This is a genomic window from Schumannella sp. GW821-FHT10F01, assembly GCF_058809295.1.
In genome coordinates this window covers 165,035-184,341 of record NZ_JBXASM010000002.1, presented here as the reverse complement: position 1 = coordinate 184,341, position 19,307 = coordinate 165,035, and the positions used below count along the sequence as shown (strand labels likewise).

23 protein-coding genes and 1 tRNA gene are annotated in these 19,307 nt (G+C 74.7%); 14 read left to right on the top strand and 10 right to left on the bottom strand.

Translation table 11 applies throughout. The annotated features are described in order from the left end of the window. Positions 1-230: 230 nt before the first annotated feature. Positions 231-857, bottom strand: coding sequence for a DNA-directed RNA polymerase subunit beta (locus tag AC1RSJ_RS03860; protein ID WP_493117020.1), 627 nt, complete (start codon positions 855-857; stop codon positions 231-233). A 255-nt stretch (positions 858-1,112) separates the two neighbouring features. Between AC1RSJ_RS03860 and AC1RSJ_RS03855 the strand changes: the two genes are divergently transcribed. The 4 genes from AC1RSJ_RS03855 (at position 1,113) to AC1RSJ_RS03840 (ending at position 2,409) form a co-directional block, all read left to right on the top strand. Beyond that, positions 1,113-1,185 (top strand) — tRNA-Lys (locus tag AC1RSJ_RS03855). A gap of 45 nt (positions 1,186-1,230) precedes the next feature. Beyond that, complete coding sequence (locus AC1RSJ_RS03850; RefSeq protein ID WP_493117019.1) at positions 1,231-1,716, top strand: hypothetical protein; 486 nt, start codon at positions 1,231-1,233, stop codon at positions 1,714-1,716. A 154-nt stretch (positions 1,717-1,870) separates the two neighbouring features. Next, positions 1,871-2,155 carry a DUF8108 domain-containing protein gene (locus AC1RSJ_RS03845; RefSeq protein ID WP_493117018.1) on the top strand — a complete coding sequence of 95 codons (285 nt, stop codon included), beginning with the start codon at positions 1,871-1,873 and terminating at the stop codon, positions 2,153-2,155. Positions 2,156-2,253: 98 nt separating this feature from the next. Continuing rightward, positions 2,254-2,409 (top strand): hypothetical protein, encoded by a 156-nt coding sequence (locus AC1RSJ_RS03840; protein ID WP_493117017.1) that lies wholly within the window; start codon positions 2,254-2,256, stop codon positions 2,407-2,409. Between the two features lie 6 nt (positions 2,410-2,415). Here the strand turns inward: AC1RSJ_RS03840 and AC1RSJ_RS03835 are convergent, their stop codons facing one another. Continuing rightward, complete coding sequence (locus AC1RSJ_RS03835) at positions 2,416-2,901, bottom strand: hypothetical protein (RefSeq protein WP_493117016.1); 486 nt, start codon at positions 2,899-2,901, stop codon at positions 2,416-2,418. Positions 2,902-3,087: 186 nt separating this feature from the next. Between AC1RSJ_RS03835 and AC1RSJ_RS03830 the strand changes: the two genes are divergently transcribed. Genes AC1RSJ_RS03830 through AC1RSJ_RS03815 form a run of 4 tightly spaced genes read left to right on the top strand, consistent with a single transcriptional unit; the run spans position 3,088 to position 6,966 of the window. Continuing rightward, positions 3,088-4,416 carry an enolase C-terminal domain-like protein gene (locus tag AC1RSJ_RS03830; RefSeq protein WP_493117015.1) on the top strand — a complete coding sequence of 443 codons (1,329 nt, stop codon included), beginning with the start codon at positions 3,088-3,090 and terminating at the stop codon, positions 4,414-4,416. Then, positions 4,413-5,693 (top strand): alpha-L-fucosidase, encoded by a 1,281-nt coding sequence (locus tag AC1RSJ_RS03825; RefSeq protein WP_493117014.1) that lies wholly within the window; start codon positions 4,413-4,415, stop codon positions 5,691-5,693. Before AC1RSJ_RS03830 ends, AC1RSJ_RS03825 begins: the two co-directional genes overlap by 4 nt. After that, positions 5,690-6,004: an L-rhamnose mutarotase gene (locus AC1RSJ_RS03820; RefSeq protein ID WP_493117013.1), complete on the top strand. Its 315-nt coding sequence runs from the start codon at positions 5,690-5,692 to the stop codon at positions 6,002-6,004. Before AC1RSJ_RS03825 ends, AC1RSJ_RS03820 begins: the two co-directional genes overlap by 4 nt. Continuing rightward, on the top strand, positions 6,001-6,966 hold the full coding sequence (locus tag AC1RSJ_RS03815; protein ID WP_493117012.1) for an aldo/keto reductase: 966 nt from the start codon (positions 6,001-6,003) through the stop codon (positions 6,964-6,966). The genes AC1RSJ_RS03820 and AC1RSJ_RS03815 overlap by 4 nt, the downstream gene beginning before the upstream one ends. A gap of 51 nt (positions 6,967-7,017) precedes the next feature. Here AC1RSJ_RS03815 and AC1RSJ_RS03810 read toward each other — a convergent pair whose 3' ends face one another. The 3 genes from AC1RSJ_RS03810 to AC1RSJ_RS03800 form a co-directional block, all read right to left on the bottom strand. Next, the gene (locus tag AC1RSJ_RS03810; protein WP_493117011.1) at positions 7,018-7,731 is read right to left on the bottom strand and encodes a FadR/GntR family transcriptional regulator; all 714 of its coding nucleotides are present in this window, start codon (positions 7,729-7,731) and stop codon (positions 7,018-7,020) included. Further along, complete coding sequence (locus AC1RSJ_RS03805) at positions 7,731-8,489, bottom strand: SDR family NAD(P)-dependent oxidoreductase (RefSeq protein ID WP_493117010.1); 759 nt, start codon at positions 8,487-8,489, stop codon at positions 7,731-7,733. Before AC1RSJ_RS03805 ends, AC1RSJ_RS03810 begins: the two co-directional genes overlap by 1 nt. Positions 8,490-8,559: 70 nt before the next feature. Continuing rightward, positions 8,560-9,405 carry an amidohydrolase family protein gene (locus tag AC1RSJ_RS03800; protein WP_493117009.1) on the bottom strand — a complete coding sequence of 282 codons (846 nt, stop codon included), beginning with the start codon at positions 9,403-9,405 and terminating at the stop codon, positions 8,560-8,562. 87 nt (positions 9,406-9,492) lie between these two features. Here AC1RSJ_RS03800 and AC1RSJ_RS03795 point away from each other — a divergent pair, with 87 nt between their 5' ends. Next, positions 9,493-10,104 carry a flavodoxin family protein gene (locus AC1RSJ_RS03795; protein ID WP_493117008.1) on the top strand — a complete coding sequence of 204 codons (612 nt, stop codon included), beginning with the start codon at positions 9,493-9,495 and terminating at the stop codon, positions 10,102-10,104. Here AC1RSJ_RS03795 and AC1RSJ_RS03790 read toward each other — a convergent pair. The 5 genes from AC1RSJ_RS03790 to AC1RSJ_RS03770 form a co-directional block, all read right to left on the bottom strand. Next, positions 10,086-11,327, bottom strand: a complete 1,242-nt coding sequence (locus AC1RSJ_RS03790) for a heparan-alpha-glucosaminide N-acetyltransferase domain-containing protein (RefSeq protein ID WP_493117007.1) — start codon at positions 11,325-11,327, stop codon at positions 10,086-10,088. The genes AC1RSJ_RS03795 and AC1RSJ_RS03790 overlap by 19 nt on opposite strands. A gap of 48 nt (positions 11,328-11,375) precedes the next feature. Then, positions 11,376-11,597 carry a hypothetical protein gene (locus AC1RSJ_RS03785; protein WP_493117006.1) on the bottom strand — a complete coding sequence of 74 codons (222 nt, stop codon included), beginning with the start codon at positions 11,595-11,597 and terminating at the stop codon, positions 11,376-11,378. Positions 11,598-11,735: 138 nt separating this feature from the next. Further along, on the bottom strand, positions 11,736-12,839 hold the full coding sequence (locus tag AC1RSJ_RS03780; protein ID WP_493117005.1) for a VIT1/CCC1 transporter family protein: 1,104 nt from the start codon (positions 12,837-12,839) through the stop codon (positions 11,736-11,738). After that, positions 12,839-13,756, bottom strand: coding sequence for an aldose 1-epimerase family protein (locus AC1RSJ_RS03775; RefSeq protein WP_493117004.1), 918 nt, complete (start codon positions 13,754-13,756; stop codon positions 12,839-12,841). Before AC1RSJ_RS03775 ends, AC1RSJ_RS03780 begins: the two co-directional genes overlap by 1 nt. Next, positions 13,753-14,688 carry an aldose 1-epimerase family protein gene (locus AC1RSJ_RS03770; protein ID WP_493117003.1) on the bottom strand — a complete coding sequence of 312 codons (936 nt, stop codon included), beginning with the start codon at positions 14,686-14,688 and terminating at the stop codon, positions 13,753-13,755. The genes AC1RSJ_RS03775 and AC1RSJ_RS03770 overlap by 4 nt, the downstream gene beginning before the upstream one ends. Before the next feature lie 54 nt (positions 14,689-14,742). Here AC1RSJ_RS03770 and galT point away from each other — a divergent pair, with 54 nt between their 5' ends. From galT to AC1RSJ_RS03745, 5 genes are read left to right on the top strand one after another with little or no spacing between them, the layout of a single operon-like run. Continuing rightward, positions 14,743-15,861 carry a galactose-1-phosphate uridylyltransferase gene (gene galT, locus AC1RSJ_RS03765; protein WP_493117002.1) on the top strand — a complete coding sequence of 373 codons (1,119 nt, stop codon included), beginning with the start codon at positions 14,743-14,745 and terminating at the stop codon, positions 15,859-15,861. Then, a complete protein-coding gene (galK, locus tag AC1RSJ_RS03760) occupies positions 15,858-17,015 on the top strand; it encodes a galactokinase (protein WP_493117001.1) in 1,158 nt (385 codons plus the stop codon). Before galT ends, galK begins: the two co-directional genes overlap by 4 nt. Before the next feature lie 13 nt (positions 17,016-17,028). Further along, positions 17,029-17,793 (top strand): LamB/YcsF family protein, encoded by a 765-nt coding sequence (locus AC1RSJ_RS03755; protein WP_493117000.1) that lies wholly within the window; start codon positions 17,029-17,031, stop codon positions 17,791-17,793. A gap of 11 nt (positions 17,794-17,804) precedes the next feature. Beyond that, positions 17,805-18,434 carry a 5-oxoprolinase subunit B family protein gene (locus AC1RSJ_RS03750; RefSeq protein ID WP_493116999.1) on the top strand — a complete coding sequence of 210 codons (630 nt, stop codon included), beginning with the start codon at positions 17,805-17,807 and terminating at the stop codon, positions 18,432-18,434. After that, a complete protein-coding gene (locus AC1RSJ_RS03745) occupies positions 18,431-19,300 on the top strand; it encodes a 5-oxoprolinase subunit C family protein (RefSeq protein ID WP_493116998.1) in 870 nt (289 codons plus the stop codon). The genes AC1RSJ_RS03750 and AC1RSJ_RS03745 overlap by 4 nt, the downstream gene beginning before the upstream one ends. Positions 19,301-19,307: the final 7 nt, after the last annotated feature.

The following is a 19,307-nucleotide window of genomic DNA, read 5'->3' as shown; positions in this document are numbered from 1 at the left end:
CGACGCGGCCCGCCCGGACCGGCGCCCGTTCGCCGCACGCGGAACAGGCCCTCGTGGAATGCGCGGGCGTGAGCCCTCGTTAGACTGGGTGACGCCGGGCCGCGGTAACCCCGGGCTCCACATTCAGCCGCTTCGAGCGGCCTTGCGCCGAGAGGCGTTCCGCGGCCCGGCGCCTCGCTCCTCTGAGAAGCCGAGGAGCTCGGATGCCGAGGCCCTCGCCGGCCCGATGATCAGGTCAGCGAGTCGCGCCGCTCCAGGCGCGCGCAGGCCGTGAGGTCGTCCGCGATGCTCGCGAAGCGCGCCGCGCGTGCGGTCAGCGCCGCGGCGTGATCCGGGTCCGCGAGCTCCCGGTCGTCGGCGATCGACACCCAGCCCGCGGCGCTCACGCGGCAGAACGCGGCGGCGCGGTCGAGCGCGGCGGCGAGGTCGCCGCGGAACACCCCGCGGAGGATGTCGTCCGACAGCGCGAGCACCTCCTCCGGTCCCGTCGGCGTCGCGGCGCCCGCGACGACCGGATCGATGGTCGAGAGCCGCTCCTCGCCCCGGCGGTAGGCGAGCCCGGCGCCGTCCGGGTCCTGCCGGATCGCGGCGCGCACGAGGTAGATGCGCCAGAGCGCGCCGGGCAGCGTCGCGGCTCCGACCGCGGCCCAGAGCTGGGCGACGAGGTCGAGCCCGTGCTCGTCGGTGTGGGTGAGGAGCCGATCGACCACGCCGGTGTCGTCCGTCTCGCGTGCGCGACGCAGCAGTGCGGCGGCCGACTCGTGCGCACGGCGCAACGTGGTCGCGGGATCCTCGCCGCCCTCGTAGAACTCGAAGTTCTCGTTCGGCATGCGCGCGGGCTTGTGGAAGTCGGCCATCCGCTCCAGGCTACGCGCGCCCGGGCCGCGCCCGTCGGCAGCAGCACGTCGGCCGCCCGGGAAGCGCGGGGGTGGAGGGCCGGGCACCGTCGACCGGCCCTCCGCGACGACCCGGTGACGAGCACCGGGCCGATCCCGAACCGAGTATGCCCCGGTCGGGGGGTGAATGGGTCCAGCAGATGTCGGATAATGAGCGACGATCGGATCACGGTCGGGCGCCGGTCGACGGTCCCGCGCTGGCTACCCTGGGACCGAGGGCCCGTAGCTCAGCTGGCAGAGCAGGTGACTTTTAATCTCCGGGTCGTGGGTTCGAGCCCCACCGGGCCCACTCCTCCCTGTGAGGGTGCACATCCCCCGGGGCTACGGTCCGGAGATGACGCTCCTTGCTCCCGTCGTCAGCGACGACACCCGTCTCGGGCTCCGCAACGTGCTTGCGAACAGCCTCCCGATCGCACTCGGCTCGCCGGGGGCACCCGCCCGGTACACCGTCGAGGCCGTCTTCACCCGCCGGCCGTCCCGCGACGAGATCGCGATGATCACGGGCGGCGTGCTCCGCGACGCGCTCATCGCGGCCGGCTACCCGAGGATCGAGCTGACGATCGCAGATCGCCGACTCCAGATCTCCGACACGAGCATCGCCGAGCTCAACGCCGGGCTCGCGCAGCTGATCGCCGACCAGATCGCCGACATGTCCGACATGATCCTCGCGCTCCGCGCCGACAACGCCGCCGCGGCAGCCCGCTCGTCGGAGGAGCAGCTCGCTCGGGCAGCGGCGATCGTGACCCTCGCCGCGTCGGTCTCGTTCGCCACCAGCCGACCTTCAGGGGGGATGACGGGGACGGACGCCCCGTCGACGTGATGACGTACCTGCCGTTCGTTCCGAGGCGCGTCCGCGCCTGAACGGCAGGGCATGGCGGTCGGCCGGCTCGAACCGGCGGCCCGACGTCCGGTCGGCCTCGCGCCGGCCGGACGCTCGCTTCCGCGGGGAGGCCGGAGCCCTCTAGCCTGGCCCGATGACCGAGATCGGGGACTCCCTGGGGGATCGACGCAGGCGGCTCGACGACGAGGTGGAGAAGCTGGCGCTGGCCGGCTGGCGCATCCGGATGCGGCGCGACGACCGCGTCGTGCTCGCGCGGGTGACCTACCTGCCGATCTGGCTCAACCTGCTGCTCGCGATCGTCACGGTCGGCCTGTGGGTGGTCGTCGTCATCATCTGGGGGCTCGCACCGCCGGAGGAGCGCTGCGTGGTCTGGCTCGACGCGGACGGCCGCGTGCTGCAGACGCCGGGGAAGCGCTGACCGCTGACCGCCCCGCTCAGCCCCGACGTCGCTCGATGTCCGCTGAACGGCGATCGGATGCGGCGACCGGCCCCGCGTGACGGGCGTAGGTTCGAGGCATGCCCATCCTCATCCTGCTCCTCGTCATCTGGGTGATCTTCGCGATCCTCGGTTTCGTGATCAAGGGACTCGTCTGGCTCGCGATCCTCGGCATCGTGCTGTTCCTCGCCACGGCCGTCATCGGCGCCCTGCGCCGCCGCAAGAGCGCGAGCTGACCGCCGTCACCCCGCCGTGCGCCGCTCGGCGAGCACGGCCCGGCTGCGCTGCACCCGGTTGACCGTGTACGCCAGCGCCGCGGCGAGCATCACCGGCAGCAGCACCCAGAACAGGGCGACCGGCCAGTGCTCGACCTCGTGCAGCTCCCACGTCTCCTTCACCGCGATGAAGAACGCGCCGGCGCCGACGAGCATCCAGCCGGCGGCCTTGTCGGTGAAGTGCACGAACTGCGCGATGACGTCGGCCGGCACCGTCGCCATGACGGCGTCGCGGTAGCGCTGGGAGCGCCGCCGCTGCAGCACGAACGCGACGGGCGGCAGCAGCCACCACCAGCCCGAGATCGGCTCCGGCTCCGGGATGCCGTCCCTCGAGCGGCCGAGCGCGTCGCGGTCGACCTCCTCCTCCTGCAGCTCTACCGCGGCCTGGTACACCGGTCCGGCGACGAGCAGCCACGCGCCGACGAAGCCGGCCCAGGCGATCACGTGCTCCACGCTGCGACGCTACCGCCGCGGCCGCGCGGTGCGACAGGCGTTCCGGACGTCGCCCGAGCAGACATGTGACTTCTCGGGCCCATCGAGGCTCGAGCGCGATGCGCATCCGTCCTTGACCGGCCAGAGGTCTGATGTTTGGATGGACAGCACGGAGCGGATCGACGTCGACCGCGGACAGGAGCACCGGTGAGCACGATCACGGAGATGACGGTCCGCGACATCCGCTTCCCCACCTCGCGCGAGCTCGACGGCTCCGACGCGATGAACCCGGACCCCGACTACTCGGCGGCCTACGTCGAGCTGCGGACGGATGCCGGCGACGGACACGTCGGCGCCGGCTTCGTCTTCACGATCGGCCGCGGCAACGATGTGCAGAGCGCCGCGATCGAGGCGCTGCGCGACCACCTGGTGGGTCGCGACGCCGAGCAGCTGCTCGGCGATCTCGGCGCCACCTGGCGCGAGCTCGTGCACGACTCGCCGCTGCGCTGGCTCGGGCCCGAGAAGGGCGTGATGCACATGGCGATCGGCGCGGTCGTCAACGCGCTCTGGGATCTCGCGGCCAAGCGCGCCGGGTTGCCGCTCTGGGAGCTGCTCGCCCGGATGACCCCCGAGGAGCTCGTCGCGCTGGTCGACTTCCGCTACCTCACCGATGCGATCACCCCGGACGAGGCGCTGGAGCTGCTCCGCGCGGCCGAGCCGCTGCGCGCCGAGCGCCGAGCTCGGCTGCTGGCTGAGGGCTACCCGGCCTACACGACCTCCCCCGGCTGGCTCGGCTACGACGACGAGAAGCTCGCCCGGCTGTGCCGGGAGGCGGTCGCCGACGGGTTCGGCCAGATCAAGCTCAAGGTCGGCGCGGACCTCGACGACGACATCCGCCGGCTGCGGCTGGCGCGCGAGACGGTCGGACCGGACATCCGGATCGCCGTCGACGCCAACCAGCGCTGGGACGTGGACGCCGCGGTCGACTGGATCCACGCGCTCGGCGACGTCGACCTCGCCTGGGTGGAGGAGCCGACCAGCCCCGACGACGTGCTCGGCCACGCCGAGATCGCCCGGCGGATCGCGCCGATCCCGGTCGCGACCGGCGAGCACATGGCGAACCGGGTGATCGCAAAGCAGCTGATCCAGGCCCGCGCTGCCTCCGTGCTGCAGATCGACGCCACCCGCGTCGCCGGCGTGAACGAGAACCTCGCCATCCTGCTGCTCGCCGCGAAGCACGGCGTGCGCGTCTGCCCGCACGCCGGCGGCGTGGGGCTCTGCGAGGCGGTGCAGCACCTGTCGATGTTCGACGCGGTCGCCCTGAGCGGCGACCTCGACGAGCGGATGATCGAGTACGTCGACCACCTCCACGAGCACTTCGCCACCCCGGTCGACGTCCGCGGCGGCCGCTACCGGCCGCCGACCGCACCGGGCGGCGGCACCGAGATGCTGCCCGCGTCGCTCGACGCCCACGAGTACCCCGGCGGCCCGGTCTGGGCCGACGCCGACCCGACCGCAGAAGGAGCAGCCCGATGAGCATCCCCGCCTGGTTCCCACACGACCGCTTCGGCATGTTCATCCACTGGGGGATCTACTCCTCCGCCGCGCGACACGAGTGGGTGAAGAACCGCGAGCGCATCACCGACGAGGCGTACCAGCGCTACTTCGACCACTTCGATCCGGACCTCTACGACGCGGCCGACTGGGCGAGGCGGGCGAAGGCGGCCGGCATGAAGTACATGGTGCTGACGACCAAGCACCACGACGGCTTCTGCCTCTGGGACAGCGCGCTCACCGAGTACACCTCGATGCACACCCCGGCCGGCCGCGACCTCGTGCGCGAGTTCGTCGACGCCGCGCGGGCCGAGGGCCTCAAGGTCGGGTTCTACCACTCGCTGCTCGACTGGCATCACCCCGACTTCCGCATCGACGGGCACCACCCGCGCCGCGACGACGGCGCGGAGGAGATCGCGCGGCTCGACGAGGGGCGCGATCCGGCGCGCTACCGCGAGTACCTCCACGGCCAGATCGAGGAGCTGCTGACCGGCTACGGCCGCATCGACTACCTCTTCTACGACTTCTCCTACGAGACCGAGCCGGGCATCTGGGGCGGCAAGGGCCGGGAGGACTGGGGCAGCGAGGAGCTGCTCGCGCTGACCCGCCGCCTGCAGCCGGAGATCGTCGTCAACGACCGGCTCGCCATCCCGGGCGACCTCGTGACGCCGGAGCAGTACCAGCCGGACAGGCCGATGGCCGTCGACGGGGTGCCGGTGCCCTGGGAGGCGTGCCAGACGCTGAACGGCTCGTGGGGCTACGACCGCGACAACCACGACGTGAAGTCGGTCGACCTGCTGGTGCGGATGCTCGTCGACGGGGTCGCGAACAACGGCAACATGCTGCTGAACATCGGCCCCACCGCCCGCGGCGAGTTCGACCGCGTCTCGCGCGACACGCTCGACGGGATCGGCGAGTGGATGCACCGCCACGGCCGCGCGATCTACGGCGCCGGCCCGTCGGAGTTCACCGCGCCGCGCGACGCCCGCTACACGCAGCGCGGCGACCGGCTCTACCTGCACCTGTTCACCTGGCCGTTCGAGCACGTGCACCTGGCCGGGCTCGGCGGCCGCGTCGAGTACGCCCAGCTGCTCGATGACGCGTCGGAGATCCGCTACCGCGAGATCGACCCGGACGCGACCGCCTCGACGATCGTGCCGGGCGGGCAGCCGGCCGGCACGCTGACGCTCACCCTCCCGATCGTCCGTCCCGACGTCGCCGTGCCGGTCGTCGAGCTGTTCCTCAAGCCGACGCCGTGACCGAGCGCATCGCGGTGCGCACGCGGCTGCGCGCCGGGCGCGAGGCGGACTACGAGCGCATCCACGCGGAGATCCCGGCGGCGCTCGCCGCGCGGCTGCGCGCGGCGGGGGTGTCGGGCTGGACGATCTGGCGCGACGGGCAGGACCTGTTCCACCTCATCGAGGTGGAGGACTACCGGGCGATGCGCCGCGCGCTCGTCGACGATCCCGTCAACGCCGAGTGGCAGGACGTGATCAACCCGCTGCTCGAGGCGCCCGACGACTACTCGGGCGGCGACGACGGCCTGCACCGGGTGTGGAGCCTGGCATGACCGCAGCCGCCGCGCTCGAGGGGCCGTTCGCGCGCGGACCGTTCCAGCTCGGCGCGGCCGGCATCGGCAACCTCAGCCGGGTGGTGCCGGACGACGCCGCGCGCGCCGTCGTCGACGCCGCCTGGGAGGTGGGCGTCCGGGCCTTCGACACCGCTCCGCACTACGGCCTCGGGCTCTCGGAGGAGCGCCTCGGTGCGGCCCTCCGCGACCGGCCCCGCGACGAGTACGCCGTGTCGACGAAGGTCGGACGCCTGCTCGTGGACGACCCGGACGGCCGCGGCGACGACCTCGACGCCGGCTTCGCGGTGCCGTCGACCCGCCGTCGGGTCTGGGACACCTCCGCCGACGGCGTCCGCCGCTCGCTCGACGACTCGCTGCGCCGCCTCGGCCTCGACCGGGTCGACGTCGCGTACCTGCACGACCCCGAGGTGCCCGGACTCGAGCCGGCCCTCGACAGCGGTCTCGACGCGCTGGCACGCCTCCGCGACGAGGGCGTGGTGTCGGCGATCGGCGTCGGGTCCACCGATGTCGCCGCGCTGACGGCCGCCGTGCGGCGCGAGCAGGTCGACGTGCTGATGGTCGCCGGCCGGTTCACGCTGCTCGAGCAGCCCGCCGCCGACCTCGTGGCCGAGTGCGCGGAGCGCGGCGTCGCCGTCGTGGCCGTCGGCGTGCTCAACTCGGGGCTGCTCAGCACCCCGGCCCCGGACGCCTCGCTCACCTACGACTACGCGCCGGCCCCCGACGACCTCGTCGCCCGGGCTCAGGCGCTCGCCGCCGTCTGCGCGCGGCACGGCGTCACACTGCCGGAGGCCGCGCTCGCGTTCCCGCGTCGCGCGGCGGCGGTGCGCACCATCGCCGTCGGCGCGCTGGAGGCCGGTCAGGTCCGCGAGAACGCCGCGCGCGCCGCGGCGCGCATCCCGGACGCGCTCTGGGAGGACCTGGCGGCGTCCGGCCTGCTCTGACTCCGCTGTCCCCGGGAGGGCCTTTGGGCGAGACGCCGGTGCCGGAGGCCGTCAGGACGGCGAGTCGCCGGAACGCCCTCCCGCGGACTCGACCACCGTGCTGCGGAGCCAGCGCTCGACGCCCTCCACGTGCGCGGTGACGAGCGCCTCCACGAGTCGCGGGTCGCGACGGCGCATCGCGGCGACGATCGCGGCGTGCTCGTCGAGCGTGCTCCGCACCGCCCCCGCCTGGGTCAGTCCGCGCCATACCCTCACGCGCACGGTCCGGCTCGACAGCGCGTCGAGGAGGCCGGAGAGGTACTCGTTGCCGGCGAGGCGGGCGATCGTGGCGTGGAACTCGAGGTCGAGCGCGACGAGGTCCTCGACGGCCGTGTCCTCGTCGGCCCGCGCGAGCAGCGGCACGAGCGCGTCGAGCTGCTCGTCGGAGGCCCGGGCGGCCGCGAGCCCGGCCGCTGCGGGCTCGAGGATGCGACGCACCTCGAGGAGGTCGACGAGCGAGCCGTCGCGGTGCATGTCGACGACGAACGACACGGCCTCGAGCAGCACGCCAGGCTCGAGGCTCGTGACGTAGGTGCCGTCGCCGCGGCGCACGTCGAGCACGCGGATGAGCTCGAGGGCCTTCACGGCCTCGCGGAGGCTGCTGCGCGACAGGCCGAGCTGCTCGCTGAGCTCCTTCTCCGGCGGCAGCCGCTGCCCTGGCACCACTTCGCCGGAGACGATCATCTGCTGGATGCGGGCGATCGCGTCGTCCGTCAGCGACGCCATCAGCTGCCCGCGGGCCGCAGCCGGAGCGCCTGCATCCCGCCGTCGACGGCCAGGTCGACGCCCGTCGTCGAGCGGGCGCCGGGGCTGGTCAGGTACGCGACGGCCTCCGCGATCTCCTCCGGCGCGACGAGCCGGCCGTGCGGCTGCCGCGCCTCGAGGGCCGCGCGCTCGGCGGCCGGATCCGGTGCCGCGGCGAGCAGACGTCCGACCCACGGGGTGTCGGCGGTGCCCGGGTTGACGGCGTTCACGCGGATGCCCTCGCGCAGGTGGTCGGCCGCCATCGCCCGGGTCAGGGCTGCGATGGCGCCCTTCGTCGCACTGTAGAGCGCACGCTGCGGCAGCCCGGCCGTCGCCGCGATCGAGCAGGTGTTCACGATCGCTGCGGCGGTCGACGCCCGCAGGTGCGGCAGCGCGGCGCGCGACAGCCGCACGGCGCCGAGCACGTTCACCTCGTAGACGCGCCGCCATTCGTCGTCGTCGTTGTCCTCGACCGTGCCCTGCGCGCCGATGCCAGCGTTGTTGACGAGGATGTCGAGGCCGCCGAGCTCCGCGATCGCCGCCGCGACCGCCCCGCGCACCGAGTCGTCGTCGGCGACGTCGCAGACGAGCGGGACCGTGCCCCCCGGTGCCCCGTCGGTGCGGAGGTCGAGCACCGCGACCCGCGCGCCGCGCGCCTGCAGGGCGATCGCGATGGCCGCGCCGATGCCGGACGCGCCGCCCGTGACGATCGCGCGGAGCCCGTCGTGCGTTCCGGTCATGCTCGGCATCCGGTCATGCCAGACATCATATGTCTCGGGCGGCGCCGCGCCGAGGACGCGAGCGCCGAGCTCAGTCGCGGGCGCGCGAGTAGACGGCGAGCGCCGTGCCCGAGAGCACGGCGTCCCGCTCCCCCGACGCGAGATCCTCCAGCGCGTCCCGAGCGACCGCGAGCACCTCGTCGTAGGGCGCCGCGAGCGTGGAGACCGGCCAGTCGGACCCCCACATCGCGCGCGCCGGGCCGAACAGCTCGACCGCCTCGCGCAGGTACCGCGCGACCGGCCGCTCCCGCCAGTCCGCACCCGCCTCCGTCAGCAGTCCGGACACCTTCACGACGACGTTCGGGCGGGCCGCGAGCTGCGTCATCCGCTCGCGCCACTCCGCGGCGACGCCCGGATCGGCGTCGTCGGCGATCGCCGGCTTGCCCGCGTGGTCGAGCACGAACCGGGCGTCCGGCAGCGCGTCGACGAGCGCGAGCGCGGCGGCGTGCTCGCGGCGGCGCACGAGCAGGTCGAACGGCAGCCCCGCGCCCGCGACGGCGGCGACACCGCGGACGACGTCGGACCGGATGAGCCAGTCGGCCTCCGGCTCGTCGTGGGCCTGGTGCCGGATGCCGACGAGCGGGCTCGGCGAGGGCTCGGCGATGAGGCCGGCGAGCCGGTCGGGCACGTCGTCGGCCGTCAGGTCGACCCAGCCGACCACCCCGGCCACGGGCCCGCCCGACCGCAGCAGGGCCCGGGTCTCCTCCTCGTCGTGCACGGCCTGCACCGCGATCGTCGCGGTCACGCCCGACGCCGCGGCGAGCGCCGCCAGGTCGTCGCGGTCGAACCGCCGGCGGATCGGGGCGACGCGGTCGTCCATCCACGGGTAGTCGCGCTCGGCAGGGTCCCAGAGGTGCTGGTGCGCGTCGACGATCACGCGCCGACGCTACCGCGCGGATGGGCGTCGCCTGGGGGTCCGCTCCGCGCTCCGGACGCGCGCCGGCGACCCGCGGACGATGTCGATATGGCCGATCTCACCGCCCTCGCCCTCGTCTGCACCCTGAAGCCCTCCCCCGCGCCGTCGTCGAGCGAGCTCATCGCCCGGCAGCTGCTCGACGCGCTGGCCGAGCACGGGGTCACCGGCGAGAGCGTCCGCGTGGTGGACCACGATGTGCGCCCCGGAGTCGAGAAGGACATGGGCGACGGCGACGCCTGGCCGGCGATCCGGGAGCGCATCATCGCCGCCGACATCCTCGTGCTCGCCACGCCCACCTGGATGGGCCACCCGTCGAGCGTCGCCGCCCGCGTGCTCGAGCGGCTCGACGCGGAGCTCGCGGAGACGGATGCCGACGGCCGCCCGATCCTGTTCGGCAAGGTCGCGATCCTCGGCGTCGTCGGCAACGAGGACGGCGCGCACCTCATCTCGGCCGAGGCCTACCAGGCGCTCTCCGACGTCGGCTACACCGTGCCCGCGCAGGCCGTCGCGTACTGGAACGACGAGGCCATGGGCTCACGCGACTACCGCGACCTGCCGGAGACGCCGGAGACGACAGCGGCGACGATCTCCACGGCCGCGGCGAACGCCGCGCACCTGGCCGGCCTGCTCTCGGCGCGGAACTACCCCGTCCCGTCCTGAGTCGCGGGCACCGCGTCCGTCCGCTGCGCGCGCCGGCCGATCCGCGCCGGCACCGACGCCGCCAGGCCGACGAGCGCCTCCAGGGGTCCGCGCCGGCCGATCGCGGCGAGCACCACCCCGATCAGCAGGGCGCCGGCCACGTGGAGCGCCCACGCGCCCGGGCCGAGCATCCACCAGGGGATGTCGACGAACCCGGCGTCGCCCGTGATCGCGAGCGTGATCGCCGCCGTCGCGAGCACGTGCGCCGTGTAGATCGTGAGCGGCGCCGCGCCGGCGCGCTGCACCGGGCGGAGCAGCACCGGGATGCGGCGGTCGGCCCGCGCCGTGACGGCGACCAGCACGGCGACGAGCAGCATCGCGGCGCCGAGCGTGCGCACGATGTCGGCCGTGCCGCCGGTGTGCGGCGCCGCGTTGAGCACGGCGATCCAGCCGCCGTCGACCGGGGCGCCGAAGCCGTCGGACGTGGCGAGCAGCTCGGCGTCCGACCGCGACAGGCCCTCCGACCGCAGCGCCTCGATGACGGCGGGGCGGCTGGCGAGGTCGGCGAGGATGCCGGCGGCGAGCAGCGCACCGCCGGTCGCGCCGAGCACCCCGGCGGCCCGGGCGCGGCTCGTCGCGGCACCGAGGAGGCGCCCGATGAGCACCCCCGACAGCAGGTACGCGAGCCACGTGACGACCGGATAGGTGCCGGTGATCAGCACCGACAGCGCGAAGCCCGACGGCGAGCCGAGCGCGAGCTCGCCGAGCGCGTCGAGGTCGGCGGCGTCCCGGACCAGCAGGTTCAGCTGCGGTCCGCCGATCGCGAGCGCCAGCACGAGGCCGAGCAGCACCGGCGTCGGCACCCGCAGCAGCAGCCCGGTGATGGCCAGGCCGACCCCGAAGTACACGAGCACGACGGCCACGAAGGTCGGCGTGAGCTCGAGCAGCAGGCCGGTCAGCGCGACGACGACGCCGCGGAGCACGACGGAGGCCGCGGCCGCGACCGGACGCCCCGCCGCGATGAGCCCGCGGGTCGCGAGCACGGCGCTGACGCCGCCGAGCACGGCGAACAGGGTGGACGGGAAGCCGTTGACGACCGCGTCGACCGCGTCGAGGCCGTACCCGAGCGCGAGGTGGGCGCCCATCATCCCCGCGATCGCGACGACGCGCGCGAGGTCGATGGCCACGACGCGGCCCGGGAAGGCGGACGCGATCGGCGGCGGAGCGGGCAGCGCGGCGGTCACGCGGTCAGCCTGGCGCGGCGGCCTGGCAGCGCGCCCGCGGCGCTCCGGTCAGTCCTGGCGCTCGACGGCGGACTGGGCCGCCCGGAGCGTCGGATGCGAGCCCAGCGGCGAGCCGGATCCGGAGTACGCGTCGTAGCGCGCGGCGCCGGTGGCGTCCACGCGGCCGAGATGCTGACCGGCTCGGAGGGCCACCCAGAGGCCGGTGTCGACGCGGGTCCAGGCGGTGGTGTTCGAGGCGGAGGCGGGTCCTGACGACGTTGTCAGAGTCATGGCGGTACGGCTTTCCGGCCCGCGTTCCCAGCGGGCCGAGAAGAGCATGCGCCGCGCATCCGACATCGGCAAGATCCTCGTGCGCGTGTCGGGGCGACTCCCAGTGACAGCCCGGAGCGGTGCGGATCGAACGGGGGGTCAGATGCCGGCGGCGCCGAACGCCAGCCCGAGCAGGTAGGTGACGGCGGCCGCGCCGTAGCCGATCGCCAGCTGCCGCAGCGCGCGCTTCAGCGGCGAGGCGCCGGAGAGCAGCCCGACCACCGCGCCCGTGCCGAGCAGTGCGACGCCGACGAGCGCCGCCGACACGATGACCGCCGCGAGGCCGGAGCCGCCGAGCAGGTACGGCAGCACCGGGATGAGCGCGCCGGTCGCGAAGAAGCAGAAGCTCGACAGCGCGGCGCCCCACGGCGAGCCGAGCGCCTCGTGCGGATCGACGCCGGACTCCTCGGCGGCCGGCGCGTCGAGGTGCAGCGTCGACAGCACCTCGGCGGCGTGCCGCTCGGCCTCGGACTGGTCCATGCCGCGCGCCCGGTAGACCAGGGCGAGCTCGTTCGCGTCGACGTCGAGGTGCGGCAGCGCGCGCTGCGACTCGGGATCGGGGCTGGAGGCGGCGAGCAGCTCGCGCTGCGACCGCACCGACACGAACTCGCCCGCACCCATCGAGAGCGCGCCGGCCAGCAGGCCCGCGATGCCGGTGAACAGCACGGCCTTCGCGTCGACGCCGGTCGCGCCGACGCCGAGCACGAGCGCGAGGTTCGACACCAGTCCGTCGTTCGCGCCGAAGACGGCGGCGCGGAACGTGCCGGAGAGCTGCTCGCGGCCGCGGGCGGCGAGCCCGCGGAGCACCTCGCCGTGGATGCGCTCGTCGGCGGCCATCGTGGACGTGGCGTCGGCATCCGCGTCGTACGGCGAGCGCGCCTCCGCTCGCTGCGCGAGAGCGAGCACGAAGACGGAGCCGAAGCTGCGCGCGAGGCGCACGAGCATCCGGGTGCGGAGGCTGCCGCGCCGCGGCGTGCCGACCCGGTCGCCGAGCAGGTCGAGCCAGTGCTGCTCGTGGCGGGCCTCGGCCTCCGAGAGCGCGCGGAGGATCTCCGCCTCCTCCCCCGTCTTGCGGCGTGCCAGCTCGGCGTACAGCGCGGCCTCCGTGCGCTCGTCGGCGAGGTACTGGCGCCAGCGGCGCAGCTGCGCCGGCGTGGGCGCCGGAGCGGACGTCGGCGTCGGGGCGGACGGCGACGCGCTCATCAGGAGGCGGGCGCCGCGGTGTAGCGCAGGCCCCACGATCCCGACCAGGTCTCGCCCGGCTGGATCGTGATGATGCCCTCGCCGCTGTTCAGGGCATCCGGCGGCGCGGTCATCGGCTCGACGGCGACCGCGGCGCGCCGGCCGCCGCCCTGGGGGAAGATGCGGGTCGTGAAGACCTGGCTCCAGCCCCAGTCGGCGTCCTGCAGCAGCTCGAGCTTCGCGCCGTCGGGGGCGATCAGCCAGGCGCTGGCGCCGTCGACGGTGACGACATCCGCGTAGGCGGTGTCGAGATCGAGGCCGGCGAAGACCGGCCCGTGGCGCAGGTCGAACCGCGTGCCCTCGACGGGCAGCGTCTCGATCGGGTTCAGCCGCTCGTCCACCGAGATGTAGCGGTCGGCGTTGACGACGATGCGGAGCCGCTCCACCTCGTCGCCGATGCGGAGGTACGGGTGCGAGCCGGTCGCGTACGGCGCGGGGCCGTCGCCGAGGTTCGTCGCCGAGTGGGTGACCAGCACGCCGTCCGGCACCGCCCGGTACTCGACGGCGACGTCGAGCAGGAACGGCCAGCCGTGCTGCGGCGGGATGAGCGCGCCGAGCAGGACCCGGTCGTCCGCGCGCTCCCGCACCTCGAAGTCGGTGAACTGGAGCAGCCCGTGCAGGGCGGTGTGGCGCTCCGGCTCGGTGATGTCGAGCACCTGGCGCACGCCCTCGTGCGTCCAGACCGCGTCGCGCACCCGGTTCGGCCACGGCGACAGGTGCACGCCGTTGCACATCGCCGGCACGTCGCCCTCGGCGATCGGCTCGGTGAGCTGCACGCCGTCGACGCGCAGCGAGGCGATCACCGCGGCGACCGTGCCGACCTCCAGCTCCGATCCACCCGATCGGATGGCGATCCGCTCGCCGATCTCGCCGCTCATGCCGCTCCTCGTTCACGCCGGAGACTCCAAGAGGCCGACCAGTGCTCGCCCGGCGCGAGCTCGATCAGGTCGGTGCCGGAGTTCAGCGCATCCGGCGGCGCGGTCATGGGCTCGACGGCGACGGCGAGGCCGGCGCCCTCGGGGCGCGGGTGGTCGCGCGGCGTGTAGAGCTGGAGCCAGCGGAACGCCTCGTCGACCCGGAGCACGGTGCGGGTGCCGTCCGGGTCCTCGAGCCAGGCGACGACGCCGTCGGGCCCGCGGGTGAGGTCGCCGACCGGGTCGTTGAGGTCGAGATCGGCGACGCGGCGCGGCGCGCGGAGGTCGCGGTCCGAGCCGTCGAGCGGCTCGCTGCCGATCGGGATCATCACGTCGTCGAGCGTCAGGCGCGTGCGCGCCGTGACCATGAGCTCGAGCTCGCCGACCGGCGTCTCGCCGACGCGGAGGTACGGATGCGCGCCCACCGCCCACGGCGCCGCCTCGGCCGAGAGGTTCTCGGCCTCGTGGACGACCTGGAGGCCGTCGTCGAGCAGCCGGTAGCGCACGCGGGTGGCGATCGGCCAGGGCCAGCCGTGCTGGGGCGGGATGAGCGCCCCGAGCACGACCTCGTCGTCCGTGCGCTCCACGAGGCGGTAGGCGGTGTTGCGCAGGAGCCCGTGGGTCGCGTTGCCGGTGGCGGGCTCGGTCACGTCGAGCAGGAGCTCGCGGCCGCCGTGCGACCAGCGTGCTGCGCGCACGCGGTTCGGCCACGGCGCGAGCACCATCCCGGCGCCCTGCGGCGGCAGCGAGCGCAACGGCACCGTCTCGGTGAGCCGCTCGCCGTCGACCCGGAGCTCGCACAGCACGGCGGCGACGGCGCCGATCTCGGCGCGCACCCGGCCGCGCTCGAGGACGAATCGCTCACCGCTGAACGCCGCTCCCCGCTGCTCCGTCACGCTCCCAGCCTAGGGCGCGGCAGACGGCGTCCGTCGGCCGATATCGTGGACGCCATGCCCTCTGCCGGAGTCGTCAAGCGCAGCACCACCATGGCCGACGGCCGGGAGCTCATCTACTTCGACGACCCCGACACGACGCTCGGTCCTGAGCGCCGGGTGGACGAGCGCGCGCTCGACCCCCGCCCGGCCACGGCGACCATGCGCCTCGACCCGCTCACCGGCGACTGGGTGTCGATCGCCGCGGCCAGGCAGAACCGGGCGTTCCTGCCGCCGGCCAACCTCGACCCGCTGTCGCCGCAGACGCCGGACAACCCGTCCGAGGTGCCGGACCTCTACGACGTCGTCGTGTTCGAGAACAAGTCGCCGTCGTTCGGCCCCGCGCTCGCGGACACCCCGGACGTCGACGCCCCCGTCGATCTCGCCGACCTCGCCGAGATCGGCCTCGGCCGCACCCGCACCTCCGTCGGCCGCTGCGAGGTGGTGTGCTTCAGCCCCGAGCACGAGGGCTCGTTCGGCACGCAGAGCGTGGCCCGCGCGCGCACCGTGATCGAGGCGTGGGCGGACCGCACCGCTGCGCTGTCGGCGCTGCCCGGCATCCAGCAGGTGTTCCCGTTCGAGAACCGCGGTGAGGCGATCGGCGTCACGCTGCATCACCCGCACGGCCAGATCTACTCGTACCCCTACGTGACGCCGCGCACGCAGTCGCTGCTGCGCTCGATCGACGCGTACGGGCCGACGCTGTTCCAGGACATCCTCGACTTCGAGCGCGCCGGCGAGCGCGTGCTGCTGGCCGGCGAGCACTGGACCGCGTTCGTGCCGTTCGCGGCGCGCTGGCCGATCGAGGTGCACATGATGCCGCACCGGCACGTGGCCGACTTCGCCGAGACCTCGGACGCCGAGCGCGACGAGCTCGCGGAGCTGTACCGCCGCCTGCTGCGCGGCGTCGACGCGATCTACGAGACCCCGACCCCGTACATCGCCGCCTGGCACCAGGCGCCGGTGAACGCGGGACGGGATGCGGTCCGGCTGCAGCTGCAGCTGACCTCGCCGCGGCGCGCGGCGGACCGCCTCAAGTACCTGGCCGGATCCGAGGCCGCTATGGGCGCCTGGATCGGGGACGTGCCGCCGGAGACGGCGGCCGAGACGATCCGGAAGGGGATCGAACGAGCATGAGCGACATCCGCGACGAGGTGCGGGACGGCTTCGCCGCCCTGACCGGGCACGAGCCGGACGGCCTGTGGTCGGCGCCGGGGCGAGTGAACCTGATCGGCGAGCACACCGACTACAACGAGGGCTTCGTGTTCCCGTTCGCCATCGACCGCCGCACGATCGCGGCCGTCGGGCTGCGGGACGACCGCCGCATCCGGGTCGCCTCCGCGTTCAGCGACGAGGTGGCGGAGATCGGGATCGACGAGCTCGCCCCGGATGCGCTCTCCGGCTGGGCCGCCTACCCGCTCGGCGTCGCCTGGGCGCTCGGCGAGTTCGGCGCCGACCTGGCCGCCGTGCCGGGCGTCGACATCTTCCTCGAGTCGGACGTGCCGGTCGGCGCGGGGCTCTCCTCGTCCGCCGCGATCGAGTCGTCGGTCGGCGTCGCGCTCAACGACATCTGGCAGCTCGGGCTGACGCCGGAGACGCTCGCCCGGGTCGGCCAGAAGGCCGAGAACGACGCCGTCGGCGCCCCCACCGGGATCATGGACCAGTCCGCGTCGCTGCTCGGCAAGCGCGACTCGGCGGTGTTCCTCGACTGCCGCTCGCTCGACGCCGAGGTCATCTCGCTCGGGCTCGAGGCCGAGGGGCTGACCATCCTCGTGATCGACACCCACGTCGAGCACCAGCACGCGAACGGCGGCTACCGCGAGCGCCGCGCCTCCTGCGAGAAGGGCGCCGAGGTGCTCGGCGTCGAGTCGCTGCGCGAGATCGGGGTCGAGGACCTCCCCCGCGCCCAGGAGCTGCTCGACGACGAGACCTTCCGCCGCGTGCGCCACGTCGTCACCGAGAACCAGCGCGTGCTCGACACCGTCCGCACGCTCCGCGAGCAGGGCCCGCGCGCGATCGGCGAGCTGCTCGACGCGTCGCACCGCTCGATGCGCGACGACTTCGAGATCTCGGTGCCCGAGCTCGACCTCGCCGTCGAGACGGCCCAGTCGAACGGCGCGATCGGCGCGCGGATGACCGGCGGCGGCTTCGGCGGCTCGGCGATCGCCCTCGTGCCCCGCGACGGCATCTCGCTCGTGCAGGTCGCCGTCGACGGCGCCTTCGCCGAGCACGGCTACAGCGCTCCGACGGTGTTCGAGGTGCGCCCGTCCGACGGGGCCGCGCGGGACTGACCGGAACGCGCCCGTGACCACCGTCGACCTCAACTCGGACCTCGGCGAGGGGTTCGGCGCCTGGCGGCTCGGCGACGACGCGGCGATGCTCGCGGTCGTCTCGAGCGCGAACATCGCCTGCGGGTTCCACGCCGGCGACCCCGCGATCATGCTCGCGACGTCGGGTCGCGCACTCGAGCACGGCGTCGCGATCGGCGCGCATCCGTCGTATCGCGATCTCGCCGGGTTCGGCCGCCGGGCCATGGACGCCGATCCGCACGAGCTGCACGCCGAGGTGCTGTACCAGGTGTCCGCGCTGCGGGGCATCGCCGCGTCGCTCGGTGCCGAGGTGCGCTACATCAAGCCGCACGGCGCGCTGTACAACCGCATCGCCGTCGACGCGGCGCAGGCGGAGGCCGTGGCCCGCGCCGCCGCGTCGGCCGGGCTCCCGCTGCTCGGACTGCCGGGATCGGCGCTCGAGCGGATGGCCGCCGAGCACGGCGTCGGCTTCGTCGCGGAGGGCTTCGCCGACCGCGCCTACCTCGCCGACGGCACGCTCGCGCCGCGGAGCATCCCGGGCTCGGTGCTCGACGACCCGGACGAGGTCGCCGAGCGCGCGGTGCGGATGGCGGTCGACGGGCTGGTCGACACGCTCGAGGGCGACACCATCGCGCTGCGGGTCGCCTCGCTCTGCGTGCACGGCGACACCCCGGGGGCTGTCGAGCTCGCGACCGCGACCCGCGCGGCGCTGGAGCGTGCCGGGGTCGGGATCGCGGCCTTCGCCGCGCCGTCCGGCTGAGGCGGCCGGGGGTGAGGATCCTGCCGGTCGGCGACCGGGCGCTGCTCGCCGAGTTCCACGACCTCCGCGAGGCGATGCGCGGGTACGCGGCACTGTCCGCCGCGCCGCCGTCAGGGCTCGTCGACCTCGTGCCGGCCGCGCGGACCGTGCTGGTGCGCGTCGACCCGAGTGAGCTCGGGCTGCGAGCCGCCGAGGCGTGGATGCGGACGGCACTCACGGCACACGGGACGCCGGACGACATCGGGTCGGCCGTTGCGCCGGCCGAGGTCGTCATCCCCGTCCGCTACGGCGGACCGGATCTCGCCGCCGCGGCATCGGCGCTGGGTCTCACGCCCGACGCGCTCGTCGCCGCGCATACCGCGGCCCGGTGGACGAGCGCGTTCATCGGCTTCGCGCCCGGGTTCGCCTATCTCGCGTCGCCCGACTGGACGCACGAGACCCCGCGCCGGGCGACGTCCCGTGCCCGGGTGCCCGCGGGCTCCGTCGGACTCGCGGGCGGCTTCACCGGCGTCTACCCGCGCGAGTCGCCGGGCGGCTGGCAGCTGCTCGGCACGACCGACGCCGTGCTCTGGGACGTCGACCGCGACCCGCCCGCGCTGCTCGCGCCCGGCGTCGGCGTGCGCTTCGAGGCGGTCCCGTGATCGAGGTGCTGCGGGCGGGCCCGCTGACCATGGTGCAGGACCTCGGGCGGCCCGGACTCGCCCGGCTCGGCGTCGGCGCCGCCGGAGCCTTCGACCGCGGCGCCCTCGCGCTCGCGAACCGGCTGGTCGGCAACCCCGTCGAGGCGGCCGGACTCGAGGCGCTGCTGGGCGGCATCGAGCTGCGCACCACGGCGGACGCCTGGGTCGCCGTGACCGGCGCGACCGGGCCGCTGCGGGTCGACGGGCGTCCCGCCGACCCGCACACGGCGCTCGGACTCGAAGCCGGGTCGGTGCTGGAGCTCGGGCCGGCCGACCACGGCATCCGCTGGTACGTCGCCGTGCGCGGCGGGGCCGGGGCGCCGCCCGTGCTGGGGTCCCGCTCGCGCGACACGCTCGCCGCGCTCGGCCCGGAGCCGCTGCGCGATGGCGACGTGCTCGCGATCGGCGCGCCCCCGGCGGACCCGGTGCCCGCGGTCGACCTCGTGCCGGTCGATCCGCCGGCGGACGGACGGGTGCGGATCGGACTGCGCCCCGGACCGCGCCGGGACTGGTTCGCGGCCGGGACGGATGCGCTGCTCGCATCCGGACGCTGGACGGCGTCGCCGCGATCGGACCGGACCGGGATCCGGCTCGACGGGCCGCCGCTCGAGCGCGCGGTCGAGGGCGAGCTGCCGAGCGAGGGCATGGTGCCGGGCGCGCTGCAGGTGTCGCCGGACGGCGCCGTCACGATCCTCGGGCCCGACGCCCCGGTGACCGGCGGCTACCCGGTCGTCGCCGTCGTGGTGGACGAGGACCTCGACCGGCTCGCGCAGCTGCGTCCGGGGCAGGAGCTCGTGTTCCACCACGCCGCTCAGCCGGCCGGCTGACGGGCGC

Bases quoted from the DNA above. Each gene is read 5' to 3' on its own strand.
- AC1RSJ_RS03845 (WP_493117018.1), top strand. From the start codon at position 1,871: ATGACCGAGATCGGGGACTCCCTGGGGGATCGACGCAGGCGGCTCGAC.
- AC1RSJ_RS03785 (WP_493117006.1), bottom strand. From the start codon at position 11,597: ATGACTCTGACAACGTCGTCAGGACCCGCCTCCGCCTCGAACACCACC.
- galK (WP_493117001.1), top strand. From the start codon at position 15,858: ATGAGCGACATCCGCGACGAGGTGCGGGACGGCTTCGCCGCCCTGACC.
- AC1RSJ_RS03850 (WP_493117019.1), top strand. From the start codon at position 1,231: ATGACGCTCCTTGCTCCCGTCGTCAGCGACGACACCCGTCTCGGGCTC.
- AC1RSJ_RS03775 (WP_493117004.1), bottom strand. From the start codon at position 13,756: ATGAGCGGCGAGATCGGCGAGCGGATCGCCATCCGATCGGGTGGATCG.
- AC1RSJ_RS03780 (WP_493117005.1), bottom strand. From the start codon at position 12,839: ATGAGCGCGTCGCCGTCCGCCCCGACGCCGACGTCCGCTCCGGCGCCC.
- AC1RSJ_RS03860 (WP_493117020.1), bottom strand. From the start codon at position 857: ATGGCCGACTTCCACAAGCCCGCGCGCATGCCGAACGAGAACTTCGAG.
- AC1RSJ_RS03810 (WP_493117011.1), bottom strand. From the start codon at position 7,731: ATGGCGTCGCTGACGGACGACGCGATCGCCCGCATCCAGCAGATGATC.
- AC1RSJ_RS03825 (WP_493117014.1), top strand. From the start codon at position 4,413: ATGAGCATCCCCGCCTGGTTCCCACACGACCGCTTCGGCATGTTCATC.
- AC1RSJ_RS03795 (WP_493117008.1), top strand. From the start codon at position 9,493: ATGGCCGATCTCACCGCCCTCGCCCTCGTCTGCACCCTGAAGCCCTCC.
- AC1RSJ_RS03815 (WP_493117012.1), top strand. From the start codon at position 6,001: ATGACCGCAGCCGCCGCGCTCGAGGGGCCGTTCGCGCGCGGACCGTTC.
- AC1RSJ_RS03805 (WP_493117010.1), bottom strand. From the start codon at position 8,489: ATGACCGGAACGCACGACGGGCTCCGCGCGATCGTCACGGGCGGCGCG.
- AC1RSJ_RS03840 (WP_493117017.1), top strand. From the start codon at position 2,254: ATGCCCATCCTCATCCTGCTCCTCGTCATCTGGGTGATCTTCGCGATC.
- galT (WP_493117002.1), top strand. From the start codon at position 14,743: ATGCCCTCTGCCGGAGTCGTCAAGCGCAGCACCACCATGGCCGACGGC.